The sequence below is a fragment of the Metabacillus indicus LMG 22858 genome, assembly GCF_000708755.2.
Taxonomy (GTDB): Bacteria; Bacillota; Bacilli; order Bacillales; family Bacillaceae; genus Bacillus_P; species Bacillus_P indicus.
This window is the reverse complement of record NZ_JGVU02000002.1, coordinates 1668260-1689659: the sequence shown is the minus strand read 5'-3', so window position 1 is coordinate 1689659 and position 21400 is coordinate 1668260. Positions and strand designations below refer to the sequence as shown.

Genomic DNA, 21400 nt, shown 5'->3' with positions numbered 1-21400 from the left:
ACTGGGCTTTGCATGAGTTGCTGCAGTATCCGGCAAATGGAATAAGTCTGCCAAAGTGATCACCTCCTTAACTGCCTTTTTTATACAATACTATCATACGTAACCTGAGGGGAAAAAGAAAAAACGTTTGGCTGCAAATGCGGCCAAACGTTTTTCTTTTATACAGCTATTTTCGATTCATTTATTTTTTGTGCTTTCTTTGTGCTGAACTTGTTTACAAGCATTGTAAGTGCACCGTCACCAGTCACATTTGTTGCTGTTCCCAGGCTGTCCTGAGCAAGATACAGAGCAATCATGAGGGATACCATCGTCGGATCAAAGCCGAGCATCGTCTTCAGAAGGCCGATCGCTGCCATGACCGCTCCGCCAGGTACACCCGGTGCTGCGACCATAGTGATCCCGAGCATAAGGATAAACGGAATCATCATTCCGGCAGTCGGGACTGTGCCGTTCATCATCATAACGCCCATCGCACAGCAGACAAGAGTAATTGTGCTGCCTGAAAGGTGAACTGTTGCAAGGAGCGGAACGCTGAAATCGGCAACTTTAGCCTGAACGCCTGTTTTCTTTACCTGACCAAGCGTGACAGGAATAGTCGCTGCAGATGACTGTGTTCCAAGCGCTGTAAAATAAGCTGGCGACATGATTTTTAAAAGTTTGAAAGGATTGTTTTTCGTCAGCAATCCGCTCGTGCTGTATTGCAGAAGAAGCATTGTGAGATGCAGGGTAATAATCAGGATAAAGACTTTTGCAAAAACAGACAGAATGGACTGAACCTGTCCTCCAAATGTCATGTTGGCAAAGATTCCGAAAATGTGAAACGGAAGAAGCGGAATGATGACCGTTTTAATCAATTTTTCCACGATCTTCTGGAAATCTTCAAATGCATGCTGCAGTGTGTTTCCTTTAATCGATGCAAGGCCAATTCCGATGATAAACGCGAAAAGAAGGGCGCTCATGACTTCCATCACAGGCGGCATGCCGATTTCAAAAAATGGTTTCTGAAGGAACTCTTCAGGGTTATCTGTTTGAACCAGTTTATTTTCTGAGATAAAGGAAGGCAGGATAAAGGATGCTGCCGCAAAAGCAAGGATACCTGCAAAAATGGTAGACAGATAGGCAAAACCTGTTGTCATCCCGAGCAGTTTTCCTGCGCCTTTTCCGAGCTGTCCAATACCTGGAGCAATAAAGCCAATGATGATAAATGGGATGGCAAAATTAATAAAGTTTCCGAAAATCCCGTTAAAAGTAGCGAAGCCTTTTACCAGCCATTCGGGAGAAATGCTTCCGACCGCGACACCTAATGCGATGGCCAGTACAATTTTCGGCAATAATCCGAGCTTGATTTTCATTGATGTGTCCTCCTGAAAGATACATTTGTACATGAGTTATAGAAACTACTTTAGCACAGGCGGACTGAAATTTGTATAAAAAAAGAGAATTTTATTTTATTAATATATGGAAATGAAGGAGAAGAAACAAAAAAAATCTGTGCCGCAGAAGAGGGCACAGATTTTTTATTGTTAACCAGGAAATTATAAAGAATAAAAGGCTGTGGATAACATAACAAAGTTATCATCGTCCAGCTCCAGCGCCTAGATCCTCTGTCAGAACAAATCCGTCAAAAAAGTCAAAACCGGACTTTTCCGCCGGATTCTTATCTGCCTATCGGATCTGACCAAGGCGCTTGCGCTTTTGTTCTTAGACTGTAGGTCCGCCAAGCGTTTCAATATCAGCCGAAACGTTCTTGAACTTTTTGAAGTTTTGTTTGAATTGTCCAGCAAGCTCCTGCGCCTTTGCGTTGTAGGCTTCCGAGCTGTCCCATGTCTTCACAGGCTGGAGCACTTCATCAGGCACGCCAGGTACATGAATAGGAATTTGCAGACCGAAGTTTGCATCAGTTACTGTCTCAACGCTGTCAAGCTCTCCTTCAAGGGCAGACTGTACCATTGCACGCGTATATTTAAGCTTCATACGCTGCCCTGTACCGTACTCTCCGCCGGTCCATCCAGTGTTGACAAGGAACACATTGGCACCGTGCTCATCGATTTTGCGTCCGAGCATTTCCGCATAAACGGTAGCCGGAAGCGGAAGGAATGGCGAGCCAAAGCATGTTGAGAACGTAGCCTGCGGTGATGTAATGCCGCGCTCTGTTCCGGCAAGCTTGCTTGTATAGCCGCTAAGGAAATGGTACATTGCCTGTTCTTTCGTCAGTTTGCTGATTGGAGGCAGAACTCCGAATGCATCAGCTGTCAAAAAGACGATTGTATGAGGATGTCCGGCAATGCTCGGCATCACAATATTGTCCATTGCTTCAAGCGGGTAAGCTGCTCTTGTATTTTCAGTGAAGAATGTATCATCATAATCGGCCGCTCTTGTATCGTCATCTAGGACCACATTTTCCAAAACAGATCCAAATCGGATCGCATCAAAGATTTGCGGTTCTTTTTCTCTTGTGAGGTTGATGCACTTGGCATAACAGCCTCCCTCGATATTAAAAACACCCGCATTTGACCAGCCGTGCTCGTCATCGCCGATCAGTTTTCGTTTCGGGTCAGCAGAAAGCGTTGTCTTTCCTGTTCCTGAAAGTCCGAAGAAAAGGGCGACATCTCCTTCCTGGCCGACGTTAGCCGAGCAGTGCATCGGCAGAATGCCGCTCTCAGGCAGAAGGTAGTTCATAACAGAAAAAATGGATTTCTTCATTTCGCCTGCATATTCCGTACCGCCGATTAAAATCGTTCTTTTTTCGAAAGAGACAATAATGAATGTTTCGGAATTTGTGCCGTCAACAGCAGGATCTGCTTTGAAATTCGGTGCAGAAACGATTGTAAATGGATTTGTATGCTGAACAAGTTCATCTGGACTTCCAGGCTGGATAAAAAGCTGCTGGGCAAACAAGTTGTGCCATGCAAACTCGTTTACAACCTGAATCGGAAGGCGGTATTTCGTATCAGCGCCGGCGAATCCTTTGAAAACAAATAGTTCATTGCGGTCTTTTAAGTATGAAAGGACTTTTAAGTATAGCTTTTCAAATGCTGCTTCTGAGAAAGGCTGATTCACAGTACCCCATTCAATTTTGTCTTCTGTGGATTTTTCGTTTACAATGAATTTATCCTTAGGTGAGCGGCCTGTATATGTGCCTGTAGTTGCACGTACGGCTCCCGTTGATGTTAAAACGCCTTCTTTTCGCTCCAGAACCTTTTCAACAAGAACTGGAACCGATAAGTTATGAAATGCATTTTCCCCATTAAGTAATACTTCAAGCTCGTTTGTGATTTCGATTGAATTCATCCCATACCCATCCTTTACCTATATTTCGGATTTTTATCTATAGTTTCATCCTGCTCTTGTTAATTAGTATAACACATTAAAATAAATAGTCTATACTATTTAACTTATTCTACGTGCAAAATCACAAAATGGAACAAATTCAGCTTTGTTTTCCATGAAAATGATACATATATAATAGAAGTGTTTCGTACGCAACTTTTTGTGGAAAAGAAGATGGGAGAGTAAAAAAAAGGAACATAAAAACCTTGTCATTTTTTGTTGACACCTGCATTATAAGTGCGCTATCATATGACCTTGAACGGATTCTCTTATCCCGAGCTGGTGGAGGGACAGGCCCTGTGAAACCCAGCAACCTGCTTTACCGGAAAAATTCATTTCAGATCAGAATGCCCTGAGTGAATTTGAAAAGCAAAGGTGCTAACCTGATGCAAGGCGAAAGCCCTTGATCGATAAGAGCGAAAGGCTGCGAATTCAGTAAATAACCTTTCCTCGCGGGAAAGGATTTTTTATTTTTTAGATATTTTGCCTGAATGTACTCGTGGATTCTCCTAAAACATGCCAACTGAAATATTTTGCCGAATGGTCAAAATATGAAAGGGAATGAGTTCCGTATCATCTACCTTTTGAGGAGGAAAACTTTAATGACTAAACAACGTCGTCTGTTTACTTCAGAGTCAGTAACTGAAGGTCATCCTGATAAAATCTGCGACCAGATCTCTGATTCGATTCTCGATGCAATTCTTGAAAAAGATGCAAATGCCCGTGTAGCGTGCGAAACATCTGTAACAACAGGTCTTGTGCTTGTTGCCGGTGAAATCACCACTTCTACTTATGTAGACATTCCTAAAATTGTCCGTGAAACAGTTAAGGAAATTGGCTACACTCGTGCAAAATACGGTTTCGATGCTGAAACTTGTGCAGTACTTACTTCCATCGACGAGCAGTCAGCTGACATCGCCATGGGTGTTGACCAGGCGCTTGAAGCTCGCGAAGGAAAAATGACTGACGAGCAAATCGATGCAATTGGTGCAGGTGACCAGGGTCTTATGTTCGGATATGCGAACAATGAAACTAAAGAGCTTATGCCTCTTCCAATTTCACTGGCTCACAAGCTTTCCCGCCGCCTGACTGAAGTGCGTAAAGAAGACATTCTTCCTTACCTTCGTCCGGATGGAAAAACTCAGGTAACGGTTGAATACGATGAAAATGACAAGCCTGTGCGAATTGACACAATTGTTATTTCAACTCAGCATCACCCTGAGATCTCACTTGAGCAAATTCAGCGCAATGTAAAAGAGCATGTCATTAACCCGGTTGTTCCAAAGGAATTAATCGATGCAGATACAAAATATTTCATCAACCCGACTGGACGCTTCGTTATCGGCGGACCTCAAGGCGATGCTGGTCTGACTGGCCGCAAAATCATCGTTGACACTTACGGAGGCTATGCTCGTCACGGCGGCGGCGCATTCTCCGGTAAAGATCCTACAAAAGTTGACCGCTCAGCAGCATATGCAGCTCGCTACGTTGCCAAAAACATTGTAGCTGCAGGTCTTGCTGACAAGTGTGAAGTTCAGCTTGCATACGCAATCGGTGTTGCACAGCCGGTTTCTATTGCAATTGACACATTTGAAACAGGTAAAGTAAAAGAAGATGTGCTGGTAGACGTTGTCCGCGAGAACTTCGACCTTCGTCCAGCAGGCATCATCAACATGCTGAACCTTCGCCGTCCAATCTACAAACAAACGGCTGCTTACGGTCACTTCGGCCGCAACGATCTTGACCTTCCATGGGAAAGAACGGACAAAGCTGAAGTACTTAAAGAGCAAGCGTTAAACCGATAAAATCGATAGAAGATGGAATCTGCCTTAGGGCGGGTTTCATCTTTTTTTGTTTTGTGGAGAGAAAGTGTCTTATTGAATTTTAAACTTTAAAAAATGCGGAAAATTGTCCCTTCAGTCGGTGGAGAAGGAGCTGAAGGTCAGAAAAGAGGATGGATTGTGCCCTTTAGATGGTGGAGAAGGAGCTGAAGGTCAGAAAAGAGGATGGATTGTGCCCTTTAGATGGTGGAGAAGGAGCTGAAGGGCACAAAAGCGGATGAATTGTGCCCTTCAGTCGGTTGAGAAGAAGCTGAAGGTCACAAAAGCGGATGAATTGTGCCCTTCAGTCGGTTGAGAAGAAGCTGAAGGTCACAAAAGCAGATGGATCATGCCCTTCATTTGGTGGAGATGGAGCTGAAGGTAACAAAAGCGGAAGGATCGTGCCCTTCAGTTTGTGGAGAAGAAGCTGAAGGTAACAAAAGCGAATGGATCGTGCCCTTCAGTTGGTGGAGAAGAAGCTGAAGGTAACAAAAGCGGAAGGATCGTGCCCTTCAGATGGTGGAGAAGAAGCTGAAGGGCACTAAACGGAACAACTCGTGCACGCCAGATGGTTAAGAAGCTCCTAATGGTTTTTAGTCAATTAAAAAATCCGTCTTTTTGTAAAAATATGCAACTTTCCGGCAGGTTCTGTCGTTTCATAGGCAGACAAGAAGCTGGAGGGAAAAAAATGTGCGGTTTTGCAGGTGTTATTTATTACAGTCAAACAAAGAAAACGGAGTACAGGGAGCTTATAAAAAATGCGGGCAGGATGATAAAGCACAGGGGTCCGGATGACAGCGGGATGTTTGAGGATGAGCACGTGATTCTTTCATTCAGAAGGCTCAGCATTATTGACGTCCAGGGCGGCCATCAGCCCATGTCTTATCAAAACGGCCGCTATCATATTGTGTTTAATGGAGAGATCTATAATTATATGGAGCTCAGAAAACACTTGCTTTCTAGAGGAGTTTCATTAAAAACGGAAACAGATACAGAAGTGATTGTCGCGCTGTATCACTTGTACGGAGCGGAAGTCGTTGATTATTTGAGAGGGATGTTTTCCTTTTTAATTTGAGACAGGTTAAATAGGCACCTCTTTGGAGCAAGAGATCATTTTGGTATTAAACCGCTCTACTATATTGAAAATGGACATACGGTTCTATTTGCTTCAGAGATGAAAAGTATAAAAGAATATTGTACAGACCCTGTAATTGACGTCCAATCACTGCAGCATTATCTTTCATTTCAGTATGTTCCAGATCCCCGCACCATACAGGAGCATATTCAAAAAGTGCCGCCCGGATCTGTTTTTTCAAAGGCTATTGGACAGCCCCTTAAGATTGAACGCTACTGGAAGCCGATGCTTGAACCAAAAGCGCAGGCTGATGAGAAAAAAATGATCAGGAACATTCAGGAGGCGCTCATCGACTCTGTGAACCTTCATATGAGAAGTGATGTTCCGGTTGGTTCTTTCTTGTCCGGAGGGGTAGATTCCAGTATTATTGCTTCCATTGCGAGCAGGTATCATCCCGGGCTGAAAACATTTTCTGTCGGATTTAGTCAGTCCGGTTACAGTGAAATTGACGTGGCCAAAGAAACGGCCGCTGCTATTGGAGTAGAGAACGCTTCCTATTATGTGGACCATGAGGAATTTATGAGAGAGCTTCCGAAAATTATCTGGCATATGGATGATCCTGTTGCAGATCCCGCTTCTATTCCGCTCTATTTTGTTGCCAGAGAAGCCAGAAAACAGGTGACTGTTGTTCTGTCAGGTGAGGGAGCAGATGAACTTTTTGCGGGATATAACATTTATAAAGAGCCTGGAGATCTGTCCCTGTTTACCTATTTGCCTAATCCCATCAGGAAAGCGCTAAAACAGCTGTCGGTCATGTTCCCGGAAGGAATGAAAGGAAAGAGCTTTATCGAAAGAGGCACAACGCTCCTTGAAGAAAGGTACATAGGGAATGCAAACATTTTTTCATCATCAGAGAAAAAGATGATGCTGACAAATATGGAACAGTATGAAAAGCCAACCGGAATTACTAAATGCCTGTTCGATGAAGTTCGTCAGCTTGACAGTATATCAAGGATGCAGTACATCGATCTTATGACTTGGCTGAAAGGGGACATCCTTGTGAAGGCGGATAAAATGACAATGGCACATTCTCTTGAATTGAGGGTTCCCTTTTTAGATAAAGAAGTTTTCAGAGCTGCTGCGCAGATTCCGCATGAATGGAAAGTGAAAAATAGTGAAACCAAGTATCTGCTTCGGAAGGCTGTCCGTGATTTGGTTCCGCCGCATGTCCTGCACAGACGGAAACTTGGTTTTCCAGTCCCGATCAGGGATTGGCTGAAAGATGAAATGTATGAGTGGGCAAGGTCGCTCCTCACGGAAAACGGGACGGATTACCTGCTGGATAAGACTCTTGCTCTTGGGATGCTTGAAAAGCACAGAAGGGGCGAAGGAGATTACAGCAGAAAAATTTGGACAGTATTGACGTTTATTCTCTGGCATCAGGTTTTCATCGAAAATGTTTACACTTTCAGTCCTCTTGAGCTTGTCCATTCCTGAATGATGCAGGAGAATGAAATAAGCAATAAAATGAAAATTACAGCACAGGAAAGGGAGAACGCATGATGGCGGTCTCCCTTTTATTAAGCGTACCGGATATAGGACTGCTGATGAAGCACTTCATTGTACTCATTGAGAAGTCCTTCAAAAATAGAATCCCACGTCTGTGTCAGCGCATATGCACGGGAGCTCATGCCCATCTGGTAACGCAGAGCATCATTAGTGAGAAGTGTTTCAATGGCTCCGGTAAAACTTGAAACGGAGCCGGTTTCGCAAAGATAGCCTGTTTTTCCATGCTGGATGATGTTCTTCACTCCGCCCGAGTTTGCTCCGATTACTGGAGTCCCAGCAGCAAGTGCTTCCAGCACAACGTTTCCGAATGTTTCGGTTGGTGAGGGGAAAACAAAAAGATCTGAGCCTGAGTAAATCTTAGCGAGCTTTTCGCCGCTTGCATAGCCTGCAAAGGTCATATTGCCAGGTGCCCCGTTCATCATTTCTTCTTTTGACGGCCCGTCACCGACGACAAGAAAGTGAACCTTGTTTTTTAATTGAGGCGGGAGCTGATGGGAGATTTTCATAAAAGTCTCCACATCTTTTTCAGGGGCGAGCCTTCCTACATAAGTCAAAATAAACTTTTCTTTTATCTGATATTCCTGAATGATTTCCCTCCGAAGGTAGTTAGGGTGAAAAAGCTGACAATCTACGCCTCGCGACCAGATGCGGACATTCTCAAATCCCTGATGCAGCACCTGAAGTTTCGTTTCTTCCGAGGGCACAAAAACTTTCTGGAGAGGGCGGTGAAACCAAAGCATATATTTCCATAATAGCTTCGAGAAAATCTGCAGATCGTAAAATTCTAAATACTGGTCAAAATCTGTATGGTATGAACCGACTAAGGGGATATTTAATTTTTTGGCATAATGCAGTCCGCATAGACCAATGTTAAAAGGAGTGGCTACATGGATGATGTCGGGTTTGAATTTCATGAGTTCTGATTTTACTTGCAGCATGTTGGGCCATGCAAGTCTGCATTCCGGATACAGAAAAAAGGATGAGCTCGCAAATCTGTGTATATGGCTGGAAAAAAGTGATTCCTTCGTGCTTTCCGGCGCAAAAACTTTGTATTCGTGGCCCTTTTCTTCTAAATAATCGGTAAGACGCTTTAACGTTCTCGCAACGCCATTTACATCAGGTGCAAATGTGTCTGTGAATATCGCAATTTTCATCTTTACCCCTCCATGAGTCTGCAGCAGCAGCAATGTTCTCTTTCACGTTACAATGGAAGCTGGAAAAAGGATGCCCCTCCAAAGTATTTCTGAATGAAAAGATAGCAGGTTATACCGGCAGTCGTGCCAAGAATGCATCCTGCCAGGACATCTGAGGGGTAGTGAAGTCCGAGATACATCCTCGAAATTCCTACACTGAACCCTAGAGGAAGCAGTATAACGGCAGCTTGAGGAAAGAGGAATAAAAAGGGTATGATGACGGAAAAGATGGCTGTTGTATGGCCGGATGGAAACGAATGATCCTCAAGCGGGTTCGCCGGCACCTTTGTCTCAAGCAGCGCAAGATAAGGACGTTTTCTCGGGTAGCGCTTTTTGACATAGGAAACGGGCAGGTGGCTGAGCAATAATGCCGCTGCACTTGCTGCCGCTGCAAGGCGCAGCTGGCCTGATGTGATGAAAAGGAGAAGAAGGCACAGCGAGATGGTAAAGGCTGCTCCGCCGGTATGGGTGATATTCCGGAAAAAGCAATTCATGAACTTCCGGTCAAAATGACGGTTTACACTGCGGAACAATCTGCATTCAAAATCGTACATGTTTGCAATTAATTTAGTCATCTATCCGATGCTCCTTTACAACACTGTTTACCTCCATTTTAATGGCGAAATATTTAGAGAATAATAATGGGATGTAAAGATTTCAAGTAAGAAATTTACATTCTTTTTATCCATAAAAAAACCGCGGAACAGCAGTCAAGAGCCATTCCGCGGTCATCAGCCCAGCCGAATAGACCCCTTTTTTGCAGGTGTTAACTAATATGTAAAAACGGCATGGGTTATTCCCGGTTTTCCTGCACCGCTTTATAAAGCTGTCCTTTTTCAGCGTACTCCCTGCGGATGCGCTTCATATCCAGGCGGTCCTCGTCTGTTAATTCTCTGACGACTTTAGCGGGCCTGCCGAATGCAAGGGTATTTGGCGGAATCTTCTTGCCCTGGGGAACGAGGCTTCCTGCACCGATAAAGGCGCCTTCTCCAATTTCAGCTCCGTCGAGGATAATGGATCCCATCCCGATTAACGCATGTTTACGGATGATGGAACTGTGCAGAATCACACAATGGCCAACGGTTACGCCATCTTCCAATACAAGCGGGGCGTTCGGGCTTTGATGGAGACAGCTGAGATCCTGAACATTTACTCTGTCACCGATTCTGACAGGAGACACATCTCCCCTGATGACTGTTCCAAACCAGATGCTTGATTCCCGGCCGATGACTACGTCACCTGAAACGGTTGCTGTATCTGCAATAAAAGCAGAATCTGCTATATCCGGATATGTGTCTTTATAGGGATAAATCATGCGGATCAAACTCCTTTTGTTATATAATTAGGCAAACATATTATACCAAAGAACGACCGGGTTAAAGCAGGCGTGAAAAACCTTTTAGAAAGGTGTGAAATGAGTTTATGTGGAAATGGGAATGTGAAGATGAGAATCCGAAAGGCGTCATTGTCATTGTTCATGGAGCTGCAGAGCATCATGGACGATACAGGTGGCTTGTCCAAATGTGGAAATGTGCAGGGTATCATGTGATTATGGGCGACTTGCCGGGGCAGGGGACTTCGACAAGAAACAGAGGGCATATAAAATCTTTTGACGAATACATTGCAGAGTTTAACATCTGGGTAAAAGAAGCGAGAAAGCTTGGCCTTCCGCTGTTTCTGCTTGGACACAGCATGGGAGGGCTTATCGTCATCAGGGCTTTGCAGGAAGAACATCAGCACATTAATGGTGTGATCCTTTCATCTCCATGCCTTGGACTTATTTTTAAGCCCAATAAAGCACTGGAACTTATTTCAAAACCTTTAAATATCCTGGCGCCTTCTTTAAAGGTGAATTCGGGTCTTTCCGTCAGTCTGGCCACGAGAAATAAGGAAGTCAGAGATGCGGATGAAAATGATACTCTTTATGTGACAAAAGTATCTATAAGGTGGTATCGTGAACTCATCAAGGCAATGGAACAGGCCCATGCGAAAGTGAAGCAATTCCCTGACCTGCCGCTTTTAGTTATGCAGGGCGGAGATGACAAGGTAGTGGATCACTCCTTGGTCAGAACCTGGTTTAACCGCGCCCCGCTCAGAGAAAAGGCATATAAGGAATGGGACGGCTTTTATCATGAAATATTTAACGAACCAGAGAGAGATCAAGTATTTAAGTACGCTGAGGCGTTTGTCAGCGCGCATTTAGAGCGAGGAACATAAAGAGGTGATTTTCTTGAAGGCAATTCCTGAGCACCCGCTTTTGCTTATGGCAAAAATTTATAAAGACATCTTTCCGTCTGTTCATTTCCATCTGAACACGTGGAAAGAAAAAGCGGAACAGATCCCGAATACTGAGCTTAGAACCCAGGCCCTTGCAAGCATCAGCACGAAGACCTTTCATTGTGAAGGAGGCGGCATCTACGGGCTCCTGTCAGGAGACTGCAGGCACGACTGCGTGGAGTTTATTGTCGCCTATCAGACAATCAGCGATTATCTCGATAACCTTTGCGACAGAAGCACGTCTCTTAATCCGGAAGACTTTGCGTTGCTTCATGAATCGATGACTGACGCTCTTACAGTCGGCGCCCCTCTTAAAAATTACTATGCATACAGGACCGACCAGGATGACGGCGGATATTTGCATGAGCTCGTGAAAACGTGCCAGCGAATTTTGTCAGGTTTAGATAACTATCCATTCATTGCGGATTATCTGATTGAACTTGCCCGCTACTATTGCGACCTGCAGGTACATAAGCACGTAACAGTGAACGAGCGCATACCAAGGCTTGAAACTTGGTTTGAAACATACAGGCAGGAGCTTCCTGACATGCAGTGGTATGAATTTTCTGCGTGTGCAGGCTCTACATTGGGCATCTTTTGCCTTGTCTCCTATGCCTTCAGAAAAGACTTCAGCAAGTCAGAAGCTGCCCGCATCAGAAACAGCTACTTCCCCTATGTTCAGGGACTGCATATCCTTCTCGATTACCTGATTGACCAGGAAGAAGACAGAATCGGCGGCGACCTGAATTTCTGCAATTATTACTCAGACGAACGGGAAATGATGGGCCGTCTCCAGCACTTCGTCGTTCAGGCAGAAACCAATTTGAACGGCATTCCCCACGAAAACTTTCATAAACTGATTCACCGGGGACTTCTTGGCGTGTATCTCTCAGATGAAAAAGTTACAGCCAGAAAAGATCTCGGCAGACTTGCCAGGCAGCTGATCAAGCTTGGCGGAAAAACATCATCGTTTTTCTACTGGAACGGAAGAGCTTACAGGGCATTTCAAAAGCTGTCAGCAAGAAGTTCGTAATGAAAAAACGGGCCTGAAACCCAACTGGTTTCAAGGCCCGTTTTCTGTTTTCAGCACGATTATGCCTTCATCTTCTCAATTGCCACAATAAAAGGAGCGTCGTTTTTCTGATTCATGAACTGATATTTAAGGACATGTGCCTCTTTTTGAGGAATCTTTTGCACAAAGTCCAAAACGGCATCTCTTTCTGCTTTTCCTTCTTCGTGGCCATGGTAAATGACAAGAATCATGATTCCGCCTTTTTTCAGGACGGAAAGCAGCTGCTCAACAGCCTTCAGTGTGGAATCCGGTCTAGTCACAATCGATTTGTCGCCACCTGGAAGATATCCGAGGTTGAATATGGCTCCGGCCGCTTTTCCATGCCATTTTTCAGGGATAAAATCAGCCAGGTTTTCGTGACTCTCTTTAAAAAGAGTCACCCTGTCAGCGTATCCTGCCTGTAAAATCCGTTCTGAAGTGGCGCGGACTGCTTCTTCCTGTATGTCAAAGCCGTACACGTGACCTGATTCTCCAACAAGCTCTGCGAGGAAAACTGTATCATGCCCATTGCCTATTGTAGCGTCAACGGCGATGTCGCCTTCTGCTGCGGCTTTGGATAAAAGTGTTTTTGCAAATGTGAGAACCCGTTCGAGTGTCATAATTGTCCTGCCTTTTCTGTCTTATAAAATTTCCCTTGGTAGCTCTCTCTTCTTTTTAATTCTGCATCGATTGAATTCAGCACATCCCATTTGTTTACACTCCACATCGGCCCGATCATCAGGTCAATCGGCCCGTCGCCTGTTATGCGGTGCACAATCATTTCCGGGGGAAGAATTTCAAGCTGGTCACATACTAATGACACATAATCCTCTTTTGTAAGGAATTCAAGCTTCCCTTTTTCATACTGCTTGACCATAGGCGTGCCTTTCAGCAAATGCAGAAGGTGGATTTTAATCCCCTGCACATCAAGGTTTGCTGCGGCACGGGCTGTTTCCATCATCATTTCATTCGTCTCAAGCGGCAAGCCGTTAATAATGTGTGTACAGACTCTTATGTTATGCTTGCGCAGCTTTTCAACACCTTCAGCGTAGCAGGCAAAATCATGCGCCCGGTTAATAAGAAGGGCCGTTCGTTCATGAACGGTCTGAAGTCCGAGCTCAACCCAAAGATACGTGCGTTGATTTAATTCTGCCAGATAGTCAACCACATCATCAGGAAGACAGTCAGGGCGTGTAGCGATAGAGAGGCCGACAACACCGTCAAGAGCAAGAACAGATTCGAACTTTTCTCTCAAAACCTCAACAGGAGCATGCGTATTTGTAAATGCCTGAAAATAAGCCATATACTTTCCGTCTTTCCACTTTTCGTGCATTTTATCTTTTATTTCATGAAATTGCGTAACAAGATCCTCTTTGCGGTTTCCGGCAAAATCGCCAGAACCTGCTGCACTGCAGAACGTACACCCTCCAAAAGCTGCTGTCCCGTCTCTGTTCGGACAGTCAAAACCCCCGTCCAGAGCCACTTTAAACACCTTATGTCCAAAATGATTCCGCAAGTGGTAATTCCACGTATGATACCTTTTATCGTCTGCTGCATATAGAAAAGGGTTTTTCTCTTTCAGCGGAAAAACCTCCTTTTTGTAAAAAAATTTTCAACAAGCCATCAGAGCATTTTATCACGGGGCAGACTCTTATGACAAACATGCACAGCCGGATTTACCAATTGTTTTTCAGTAAAAGGAACAGGCTCTAGGCAAACAATATGAGTAATGGAGCACAATGCTTCATTTTACAATAGGAGGTCTGCAGCCATGGCAACAAGACAATCTGTTACTGAATGTCTCGATAATTGCTCAAATACGTATGATTTCGCCCAAAGCCAGTATACAGAAGGCCGAAAGCAGGAGCATTACAACGATACAGAATACTCTAAAGCGCAGCAAATGCTTGAAGATGCAGTAAATGAGTGCAATGCATTGTCTCTGAGCGCAAACGATCAGCAAAAAGAACAGCTGTACAGAATGCGCATCCAGCTTCAGCAGCTTCAAAATGAAATGATTCTGCTTGATCACTAGGAGGATGAAGTCTGTATGAAAAAACGCTCAAAACAGCAAAACCCCGAACAGAAAACAAGAAACGGCATCAACAATACCGACACCGAATTCGGCCAGGAATTTGATCCGGTAAAAGAGTCCAAGAAAAAATATGAAAAACAGGGACAGAAAGTGAAATCGAAACAGCGTCCTGAATAATGAATGACCGCTTCCGGGTTTGGGAGCGGTTTTTTAGGTGTTTTTTAAAAGCTGCTGGAGGTTTGGTGCCATCAAAAAAGGAATTGTGCATTTTGATGGTTCTGATCTCTGAGATAAGTGCCATTAAAAAAGGGATAGTGCGTGTTGATGGTTCCGAACTCCGAGATAAGTGTCATCAAAAAAAGGATAGTGCGTGTTGATGGTACTGAACTCCGAGATAAGTGCCATCAAAAAAGGAAATCTGCGTGTTGGTGGATCTGAACTCCGAGATAAGTGCCATCAAAAGAGGAAATCTACGTGTTGGTGGTTCTGAACTCCGAGTTAAGTTCCATCAAAAAAGGAAATCTGCGTGTTGATGGTTCCAAACTCCGAGATAAGTTCCATCAAAAGAGGAAATCTGCGTGTTGGTGGTTCCGAACTCCGAGATAAGTGTCATCAAAAAAAGGATAGTGCGTGTTGATGGTACTGAACTCCGAGATAAGTGCCATCAACCTGGAAAGTCTGCGTGTTGATGGCACCGAACCCCGGTAATAGTTCCATCAAAAATAAATTCCGCGTTTTGATACCCCAAACACAAAAAACACTCCCAAAATTCCCCAAAAATCCATTGACAATAATTACAAAAACAATTATTGTATTAAGTGTACTACCAAAACTAATACACGTAGTACAGAACCATTTCACGATAGGAAGAAGGGAGACCGATGATTCAAATTGACCCGCGCAGCTCAAAAGCGATTTATGAACAGATCATTCAGCAGATGAAAGAGCTCTGTCTGAAAGGAATTCTTAAGCCCGGTGAAAAGCTCCCGTCTGTGCGCGAGCTTTCAACGATGATTATTGCAAACCCTAATACCGTAAGCAAAGCATATAAAGAGCTTGAACGTGAAGGAATGATTGAAACGTTAAGGGGCAGGGGGACTTTTGTCTCCGAGAATGCCGGAGTAACGCTTGATGAAGGGAAGATGGAGATGATCAAAGAACAATTGAAGCCGCTGATTGTAGATGCCGTTTATGCGGGAATTGACATTGAAGTCATTCACAAATGGATTGAGGAAATCAGCAGAGAAATGAGAGGCGGAGACCATGCTTGAACTGAAAAATCTCTCAAAATCGCTCGATGGAGTGAGGGTGCTGGAGGACGTATCGCTGACGATTGAAAAAGGCGATATCTTTGGGCTTCTGGGCAGAAACGGCTCGGGAAAAACGACGCTTCTGCGGATTATTCAGCAGATTGTGCTGCCGGATGAGGGAGAAGTTTTGTTTGAAAATGCCTCCATAAAGAAGCAGCCCCTGGCTAAAAGAAAGGTTATTTATGTACCTGTCCAAAACCCTTTTTATGATAGATATACATATAAAGAACTGTCAGGAATGCTGAAATCCCTGTATCCGGATTTTGATGTCACCTATGCAAACGAGCTGATGAACCGCTACGGTATACCTGAAACAAAAAAATACAGGGATTTATCAACGGGGCTGAAGAAACAGTTTGCTCTCATTATGGCCTTTGCTTCAAGACCTGCAGTCATTTTGCTTGATGAGCCGACTGACGGAATTGATGCTGTCACAAGAAGAGATCTCCTGCAGCTTATGGTGGATGAAGTGGGTGAAAGAGAAACCGCCATTCTGATTACATCCCACAGGCTTGAGGATATTGAAAGGATCTGCAGCAAGATCGGTTTTCTGGATGGCCATACTCTGTCCAATGTGATGGACCTTGAATCGCTCCGGGAGGATTTTGTGAAAATACAGGCTGTTTTTGAAAATGACCTGCACTTAAAGATTAGAGAAATGGGTGTTCCGATTCTTGAGCACTCCGGTATTTTTTACACGATGCTTCTGGAAAAAAAGGATGAAGATAAGATGAAGCGGCTTCAATCTCTCGGTCCTAAAGTCTGGAATACGCTCCCGGTTAACTTAGAGGAAGTATTTATTGCAAAGTTTGGAGGGGACCGAAGATGGTAGTGCGTGCTTTATTTCTAAAAGAGTTAAGACAGATCAGAGTCCTGCTTGTTTTATTTTTTCTTCTTAATGCCTTTTTTCTTCCTTATAGAATTTGGTCCGAACATTCGAGCTTTTTAAACATGCTGAAGGATTATCCCGAGTTGTCGACTGATCCATTTACTTATCCCTTAGGAGACGATTTGCTCCTGATTTTATCAGCTGCTTTCCTGTTTTTCATCGCAATCGCGCAAATGGGAACGGAGAGAGCCAGGGGTACAATGGATTATACACTTGGTCTGCCATTTAAACGTTCAGAAATTTATCTTGTGAAATCTGCTTCTGTTCTTATTGCAATCCTGCTTTCGTCACTGATTTCGCTTGTGCTGTCAGGAATCTACACAGAGACGGCAGGCGTGGCCCTGTCTGAACCGTTAATGGATTATTATTTGGAATTGTTTTTCTGCCTGGTGATGGTTTACAGCTTGACCTTTGCAGCGGGTTCGCTTACGGGAACGCCATTTGCGCAGGGGCTGACGGCTCTGAGCACCGGCTCGCTGCCGTTTCTGTTTACATTTGTTGTCTTTAACCATGTAGAAGGCCTTGGATTATACTCCTATGCAGAAATCGAGAATTTCATTAATGCGGGATGTCTTTTGACACCGTTTCTTCCAATGATGAGCTTGCCTTTTTTCAAGGAACTAACGGAGGGAATGCCCCTTTACTTTTTGATCCAGGCAGCGATGGGTGTATTATTCTTTGGGATTGGACTGTATTCATTCCTGCATCATCCGAATGAAAGGAACGGCAATTTCTTTTTATGGAAACATCTTAATCTACCTATTCTGATCTTGGTGCTGCTGCTTGGGGTGCTTGGATTCAGTTCAATGGGATACCGAATGTATGATCAAGGCATAACAGGATTTGTAACCGGAGGCGCTGCCGGGGCAGCCGTAAGTCTGCTGCTGGGCTACTTCCTCATATATAAAAAAACAAAGCATTCCTAGGAGAGGAAATCATGATAAAAGTTGATGGATTAAGTCACTCGTTTAAGGTTGGAAAAAAAGGAAATGAAAAAGAAATACCTGTTTTGAAAAATGTATCGCTTGCCATTCAAAAAGGGGAAATCGCTTCAATCGTCGGCAGGAGCGGTTCGGGGAAATCAACGCTTCTCAATTTAGTTTCAGGCTATATCGCCCCGACAGAGGGGAAAATTACTGTCGGCGGCACAGAGGTGACCGGGTTCAGTGAAAAAGAATGGGCAGCCTTCAGGCTTGATACGTTTGGCTTCATTTTTCAAAGTTTTCAGCTCATCCCGAGTCTGACGACGTTTGAAAACATTGAACTGCCATTAACGTTGAAGGGAGTTCCTTCTTCTGCAAGAAAAACGAAGGTAACCGAAATGCTTTACAGAATCGGTCTTGATAACCATTCGGGCCATTATCCAAACGAGCTGTCAGGGGGACAGCAGCAGCGCGTTGGAATTGGACGTGCCCTGATTACAAATCCTGAAATCATTCTGGCTGATGAACCGACAGGAAGTCTGGACAGTGAGACGGAAAAAGAAATTCTTGACCTCATCAAAGAGCTGAACACAGAAAAAGGCATCACGTTCTTCATCATTACCCACGATGAAGAAGTAGCGGCATTCAGCGACAGAAAATTTGTGCTGCAGGACGGCGTATTGAAGGAAGAGGGTGTTCCTGTTGAAATTTAGAGATCAGCTCAGCCTCGTCAGAAGAAATATGAAGAAAAACAGGATGAGGGTTTTCATGACCGTACTTGCGACTACCATCGGCTGTGCGTTTCTGATTGTTCTTGCATCAGTCGGTTTCGGCATGCAAAAAAGCATGCAGGAGGAGCTTTTGAGCGCTCAAAAGCTGAACGAAATCCAAATCAGCGGGAAGGAAACGGACGCGGGATTTGAACAGGGAAATGACGAACAAATTAAAGAACTCGAGGATACAAAGAATGTGGCAGCAGTCGTCAGAAGGTCCTATGCTACCCAGACAGGACAAACGGCTGCAAAGCTCGGTGACAGAACAGCCGATTTTTCAGCTCCGCTGATTACGAATATGGAAAATGAATTTAAGGCAAATTTAAAGCTTGACTCTGGAAAAGCCCCGAAAAATGACCGTGAAGTCATTGTCGGCCATCACTTTGCAAGTTCGCTTCTGACGGATGCGGAAAGAAAACAGCTTGATGAGCAGGCTCAGAATTCAAAGACAGCTGCAGAAGAACCGGAAGGCTATCAGGGTGAACTGATCGGAAAAGAGATTGTCTTAACACAGACCGAGCAGATTGACGGCAAATCGGAAACGAAAAGCTGGACGTTCACGATCTCCGGTATTACAGCAGCACCTTCAAGAGATTATATGGATGATTTCAATATCTACATCAGTGATGTGTGGAAAAAAGACATGCAGGAATTTGCCGCAAAAGCAGATGCTGCAGATGAAGTTGAACCGCAGGAATATAATGAAATAAAGGTTTATACGGCAAGCATTGAAGATGTTAAAGGCGTGACAGATTCCCTGAAGGATAAAGGATACTTAGTGTATTCGATAACAGAAGAGCTTGAAAACATGAACTTATTCTTTAATGCCTTTAAAGCAGGACTGATTTTTGTCGGAACTGTAGCCGTTCTGATTGCATCGATCGGTATTTTTAATACGATGACTATGGCTGTAACAGAACGTACCCAGGAAATCGGGATTATGAAGGCAATCGGGGCTCAGCCTGGCGTGATCCGCAGAATCTTTCTTCTTGAGAGTGCGTTTATCGGCCTGCTCGGTGCATTGCTCGGTGTGATCATTGCTTATGCTGTCAGCTTTGCAGCAAACTTTGCCATTCCGCTTGTGCTTGGAGCCGTTTCTGAGGGAAGCATGGAAGGTGTGGACTTTACGTTCTCCTACATCCCCCTCAGTCTTGTCCTGATTGCGGGCGGCATCAGTCTCGGAGTGGCCTTGATTTCAGGATTGCGTCCGGCCGTGAAGGCGACGAATATCAATGTTCTCTCCGCGCTCAGACGAGAGCTTTAAAGGCATTCAATGCCTGCTGTTTGCAAATTATGACCTGCGGAGGGATGGCATTTGAAAAGATGGCTTGTCAATTTGATGATCGCATTGCTTTTGGTGATTTTATTTGTTCTGCCTGTAAGAGGTATGTTCAGCAGTGCAATCACCATTACGATTACAAATCAATCGGAACATCAGCTGGATGAAATGGAGATCAGTTATTTTTATAATGAGGAAAAAATTGTGATTCCGTCATTGGAACCGAAACAAACCTATCAGCTGAAAATCACGCCGAGCGAAAAGTTCAGTGAAAGTTCTATTAACCTTTTATACAGAGACAAAAACGGAAAACAGCTTGAGGAAACGATTGTCGGCTATTTTGAAAAAGGATATCAGGGTTCTGCAGATGTGACAGCAGTGAGCATGCAATCCAGTGGTGAAATTATATTTGAAACAGAAGAGGATCTGTCTTTGTATTAACAATGATGCAAGCATCCAGGCACGGCAAATCAGTCCGGTATTTCCCGGTTGCAATCTCCAGATAAAAGGACTACAATCTTCTATGGATTTAAAAAAACGCGAAGGCAGCTCTTGCCTTCGTGCTTTTTTGTGAGTTTTTTAAGGAGGTTTTCGCGATGCCGCGTTCTTTATGGCTGCTTGTAATAGGAATGCTGATTAACGTAACAGGTTCTTCGTTTCTGTGGCCTTTAAATACGATTTACATTCATGATCATCTGGGGAAATCACTGACAGTTGCCGGGATTGTCCTGATGCTGAATTCTGCTGCAAGTGTAGCGGGCAACCTGATTGGCGGGGTGCTTTTTGACCGGTACGGGGGCTACCGCTCTATTTTGAGCGGGATTGTGCTTACGTTCACGGCTATTCTGGGCCTTGTTTTCTTTAATGACTGGCCTTGGTATATTGTCTTTTTGACGCTTGTCGGGTTTGGCTCCGGAATTGTGTTTCCATCGATGTATGCACTTGCCGGAACGGTTTGGCCAGAAGGCGGTCGAAAGGCGTTTAACGCAATTTATGTTTCTCAAAATGCGGGAGTTGCGATTGGGGCTGCGCTTGGCGGACTGATCGCAGGGTATTCCTTTCAGCTGATTTTTATTGCAAATGCAGCACTGTATGCTGTTTTTTTCTTGCTTGCATGTTTCGGTTATCGAAAGATTGCATCAGCTCCATCTGCTCAATCATCCATTTTGCAGGAATCATCCAAACTGCAGAACCGCGATAAATTTACAGCACTGATTATTCTTTGCTCCGGCTATTTGCTGTGCTGGGTCGCGTATGTTCAGTGGCAGTCAACGATTGCCGCCCACACACAGGAGCTGAACATCCCGCTTACCCAGTACAGTTTGATCTGGACGGTAAACGGGGCATTGATTGTTTTCGGCCAGCCGCTTGTGAATACATTTGTTAAATATGCTGCCAAATCCATTAAAAAGCAGATGATGATCGGCTTTTGCATCTTTATTTTCTCCTTTGTCATGGTCTCCTTTGCAGGTGACTTCAGCGGATTTATGACAGCGATGATCATTTTAACAATCGGAGAAATGCTTGTATGGCCGGCAGTTCCTACCATTGCCAATGCTCTCGCTCCAAAAGGAAGGGAAGGATTTTATCAGGGCTTTGTCAACAGCACAGCTACAGGCGGAAGGATGATCGGTCCGCTGCTTGGAGGCGTACTGGTTGATCTATATGGCATGAACATGCTGTTTGCTGTTCTGATTGGATTGCTGTTTATCGCCATGTTCACGACATCCGTTTACGATAAGAAAATCAAAGAGAAGCATCCTGCGCCCGCAGTGAGTGCGTGATAACAGATGGCACACCTTTTAAATGGAAAAGGTGTGCTTTTTTCGGTCAAATGGACAAGTATTTGGAAGAGTGAGGAAAATAAAGAGGCGTA

Annotated in this window: 19 protein-coding genes, 1 pseudogene and 1 riboswitch; of the genes and pseudogenes, 13 read left to right on the top strand and 7 right to left on the bottom strand. The window is 44.3% G+C overall.

Translation table 11 applies throughout. The annotated features are described in order from the left end of the window. Nucleotides 1-158: 158 nt before the first annotated feature. Both AZ46_RS11915 and pckA read right to left on the bottom strand, forming a co-directional pair. Entirely contained in the window at nucleotides 159-1346 is a 1188-nt protein-coding gene (locus tag AZ46_RS11915; protein WP_081870193.1) for a dicarboxylate/amino acid:cation symporter, read from the bottom strand. A 355-nt stretch (nucleotides 1347-1701) separates the two neighbouring features. After that, the gene (gene pckA / locus AZ46_RS11910) at nucleotides 1702-3291 is read right to left on the bottom strand and encodes a phosphoenolpyruvate carboxykinase (ATP) (protein ID WP_029278861.1); all 1590 of its coding nucleotides are present in this window, start codon (nucleotides 3289-3291) and stop codon (nucleotides 1702-1704) included. A gap of 305 nt (nucleotides 3292-3596) precedes the next feature. Next, nucleotides 3597-3747, top strand: a riboswitch (SAM riboswitch). A 185-nt stretch (nucleotides 3748-3932) separates the two neighbouring features. On the opposite strand from pckA, the gene metK reads away from it, so the two are divergent. Further along, the gene (metK, locus tag AZ46_RS11905) at nucleotides 3933-5135 is read left to right on the top strand and encodes a methionine adenosyltransferase (protein ID WP_029278863.1); all 1203 of its coding nucleotides are present in this window, start codon (nucleotides 3933-3935) and stop codon (nucleotides 5133-5135) included. A gap of 703 nt (nucleotides 5136-5838) precedes the next feature. Continuing rightward, a pseudogene (gene asnB / locus AZ46_RS11900) lies at nucleotides 5839-7722 on the top strand (asparagine synthase (glutamine-hydrolyzing)). 83 nt (nucleotides 7723-7805) lie between these two features. Here asnB and AZ46_RS11895 read toward each other — a convergent pair. From AZ46_RS11895 to AZ46_RS11885, 3 genes are all read right to left on the bottom strand, one after another. Further along, nucleotides 7806-8948 carry a glycosyltransferase family 4 protein gene (locus AZ46_RS11895; RefSeq protein WP_029278865.1) on the bottom strand — a complete coding sequence of 381 codons (1143 nt, stop codon included), beginning with the start codon at nucleotides 8946-8948 and terminating at the stop codon, nucleotides 7806-7808. Between the two features lie 47 nt (nucleotides 8949-8995). After that, a complete protein-coding gene (locus AZ46_RS11890; protein WP_051865459.1) occupies nucleotides 8996-9562 on the bottom strand; it encodes a phosphatase PAP2 family protein in 567 nt (188 codons plus the stop codon). A gap of 218 nt (nucleotides 9563-9780) precedes the next feature. Further along, nucleotides 9781-10302, bottom strand: coding sequence for a gamma carbonic anhydrase (locus AZ46_RS11885; protein WP_029278868.1), 522 nt, complete (start codon nucleotides 10300-10302; stop codon nucleotides 9781-9783). Between the two features lie 107 nt (nucleotides 10303-10409). Here AZ46_RS11885 and AZ46_RS11880 point away from each other — a divergent pair, with 107 nt between their 5' ends. Then, entirely contained in the window at nucleotides 10410-11204 is a 795-nt protein-coding gene (locus tag AZ46_RS11880) for an alpha/beta hydrolase (protein WP_029278870.1), read from the top strand. Between the two features lie 46 nt (nucleotides 11205-11250). After that, nucleotides 11251-12297, top strand: a complete 1047-nt coding sequence (locus AZ46_RS11875) for a tetraprenyl-beta-curcumene synthase family protein (protein ID WP_029278873.1) — start codon at nucleotides 11251-11253, stop codon at nucleotides 12295-12297. 59 nt (nucleotides 12298-12356) lie between these two features. Here AZ46_RS11875 and mnmM read toward each other — a convergent pair whose 3' ends face one another. Beyond that, nucleotides 12357-12935, bottom strand: coding sequence for a tRNA 5-(aminomethyl)-2-thiouridylate-methyltransferase MnmM (gene mnmM, locus AZ46_RS11870; RefSeq protein WP_029278875.1), 579 nt, complete (start codon nucleotides 12933-12935; stop codon nucleotides 12357-12359). Beyond that, nucleotides 12932-13897, bottom strand: a complete 966-nt coding sequence (gene mnmL, locus AZ46_RS11865; RefSeq protein ID WP_029278877.1) for a tRNA modification radical SAM protein MnmL/YtqA — start codon at nucleotides 13895-13897, stop codon at nucleotides 12932-12934. The genes mnmM and mnmL overlap by 4 nt, the downstream gene beginning before the upstream one ends. A 189-nt stretch (nucleotides 13898-14086) precedes the next feature. Between mnmL and AZ46_RS11860 the strand changes: the two genes are divergently transcribed. The 9 genes from AZ46_RS11860 (at nucleotide 14087) to AZ46_RS11820 (ending at nucleotide 21308) form a co-directional block, all read left to right on the top strand. Further along, nucleotides 14087-14350 carry a YtzC family protein gene (locus AZ46_RS11860; protein WP_029278879.1) on the top strand — a complete coding sequence of 88 codons (264 nt, stop codon included), beginning with the start codon at nucleotides 14087-14089 and terminating at the stop codon, nucleotides 14348-14350. Nucleotides 14351-14365: 15 nt separating this feature from the next. Then, nucleotides 14366-14527: a hypothetical protein gene (locus AZ46_RS11855; RefSeq protein WP_029278881.1), complete on the top strand. Its 162-nt coding sequence runs from the start codon at nucleotides 14366-14368 to the stop codon at nucleotides 14525-14527. A gap of 704 nt (nucleotides 14528-15231) precedes the next feature. After that, nucleotides 15232-15621 carry a GntR family transcriptional regulator gene (locus tag AZ46_RS11850; protein ID WP_029278882.1) on the top strand — a complete coding sequence of 130 codons (390 nt, stop codon included), beginning with the start codon at nucleotides 15232-15234 and terminating at the stop codon, nucleotides 15619-15621. Further along, complete coding sequence (locus AZ46_RS11845; RefSeq protein ID WP_029278883.1) at nucleotides 15614-16492, top strand: ABC transporter ATP-binding protein; 879 nt, start codon at nucleotides 15614-15616, stop codon at nucleotides 16490-16492. Before AZ46_RS11850 ends, AZ46_RS11845 begins: the two co-directional genes overlap by 8 nt. Continuing rightward, nucleotides 16486-17475: an ABC transporter permease subunit gene (locus AZ46_RS11840; protein ID WP_029278884.1), complete on the top strand. Its 990-nt coding sequence runs from the start codon at nucleotides 16486-16488 to the stop codon at nucleotides 17473-17475. Before AZ46_RS11845 ends, AZ46_RS11840 begins: the two co-directional genes overlap by 7 nt. Before the next feature lie 11 nt (nucleotides 17476-17486). Beyond that, nucleotides 17487-18185, top strand: a complete 699-nt coding sequence (locus AZ46_RS11835) for an ABC transporter ATP-binding protein (protein ID WP_029278885.1) — start codon at nucleotides 17487-17489, stop codon at nucleotides 18183-18185. Further along, nucleotides 18175-19509, top strand: coding sequence for an ABC transporter permease (locus tag AZ46_RS11830; protein WP_029278886.1), 1335 nt, complete (start codon nucleotides 18175-18177; stop codon nucleotides 19507-19509). Before AZ46_RS11835 ends, AZ46_RS11830 begins: the two co-directional genes overlap by 11 nt. A 51-nt stretch (nucleotides 19510-19560) precedes the next feature. Beyond that, complete coding sequence (locus tag AZ46_RS11825) at nucleotides 19561-19965, top strand: hypothetical protein (protein ID WP_029278887.1); 405 nt, start codon at nucleotides 19561-19563, stop codon at nucleotides 19963-19965. A 155-nt stretch (nucleotides 19966-20120) separates the two neighbouring features. Next, the gene (locus AZ46_RS11820) at nucleotides 20121-21308 is read left to right on the top strand and encodes an MDR family MFS transporter (protein ID WP_029278888.1); all 1188 of its coding nucleotides are present in this window, start codon (nucleotides 20121-20123) and stop codon (nucleotides 21306-21308) included. Nucleotides 21309-21400 lie beyond the last annotated feature (92 nt).

Excerpts from the sequence above, each read along its gene's own strand:
- pckA (WP_029278861.1), bottom strand. The coding sequence starts at position 3,291 with ATGAATTCAATCGAAATCACAAACGAGCTTGAAGTATTACTTAATGGG.
- metK (WP_029278863.1), top strand. The coding sequence starts at position 3,933 with ATGACTAAACAACGTCGTCTGTTTACTTCAGAGTCAGTAACTGAAGGT.
- AZ46_RS11895 (WP_029278865.1), bottom strand. The coding sequence starts at position 8,948 with ATGAAAATTGCGATATTCACAGACACATTTGCACCTGATGTAAATGGC.
- AZ46_RS11890 (WP_051865459.1), bottom strand. The coding sequence starts at position 9,562 with ATGACTAAATTAATTGCAAACATGTACGATTTTGAATGCAGATTGTTC.
- AZ46_RS11885 (WP_029278868.1), bottom strand. The coding sequence starts at position 10,302 with ATGATTTATCCCTATAAAGACACATATCCGGATATAGCAGATTCTGCT.
- AZ46_RS11880 (WP_029278870.1), top strand. The coding sequence starts at position 10,410 with ATGTGGAAATGGGAATGTGAAGATGAGAATCCGAAAGGCGTCATTGTC.
- AZ46_RS11875 (WP_029278873.1), top strand. The coding sequence starts at position 11,251 with ATGGCAAAAATTTATAAAGACATCTTTCCGTCTGTTCATTTCCATCTG.
- mnmM (WP_029278875.1), bottom strand. The coding sequence starts at position 12,935 with ATGACACTCGAACGGGTTCTCACATTTGCAAAAACACTTTTATCCAAA.
- AZ46_RS11860 (WP_029278879.1), top strand. The coding sequence starts at position 14,087 with ATGGCAACAAGACAATCTGTTACTGAATGTCTCGATAATTGCTCAAAT.
- AZ46_RS11855 (WP_029278881.1), top strand. The coding sequence starts at position 14,366 with ATGAAAAAACGCTCAAAACAGCAAAACCCCGAACAGAAAACAAGAAAC.
- AZ46_RS11850 (WP_029278882.1), top strand. The coding sequence starts at position 15,232 with ATGATTCAAATTGACCCGCGCAGCTCAAAAGCGATTTATGAACAGATC.
- AZ46_RS11845 (WP_029278883.1), top strand. The coding sequence starts at position 15,614 with ATGCTTGAACTGAAAAATCTCTCAAAATCGCTCGATGGAGTGAGGGTG.
- AZ46_RS11840 (WP_029278884.1), top strand. The coding sequence starts at position 16,486 with ATGGTAGTGCGTGCTTTATTTCTAAAAGAGTTAAGACAGATCAGAGTC.
- AZ46_RS11835 (WP_029278885.1), top strand. The coding sequence starts at position 17,487 with ATGATAAAAGTTGATGGATTAAGTCACTCGTTTAAGGTTGGAAAAAAA.
- AZ46_RS11820 (WP_029278888.1), top strand. The coding sequence starts at position 20,121 with ATGCCGCGTTCTTTATGGCTGCTTGTAATAGGAATGCTGATTAACGTA.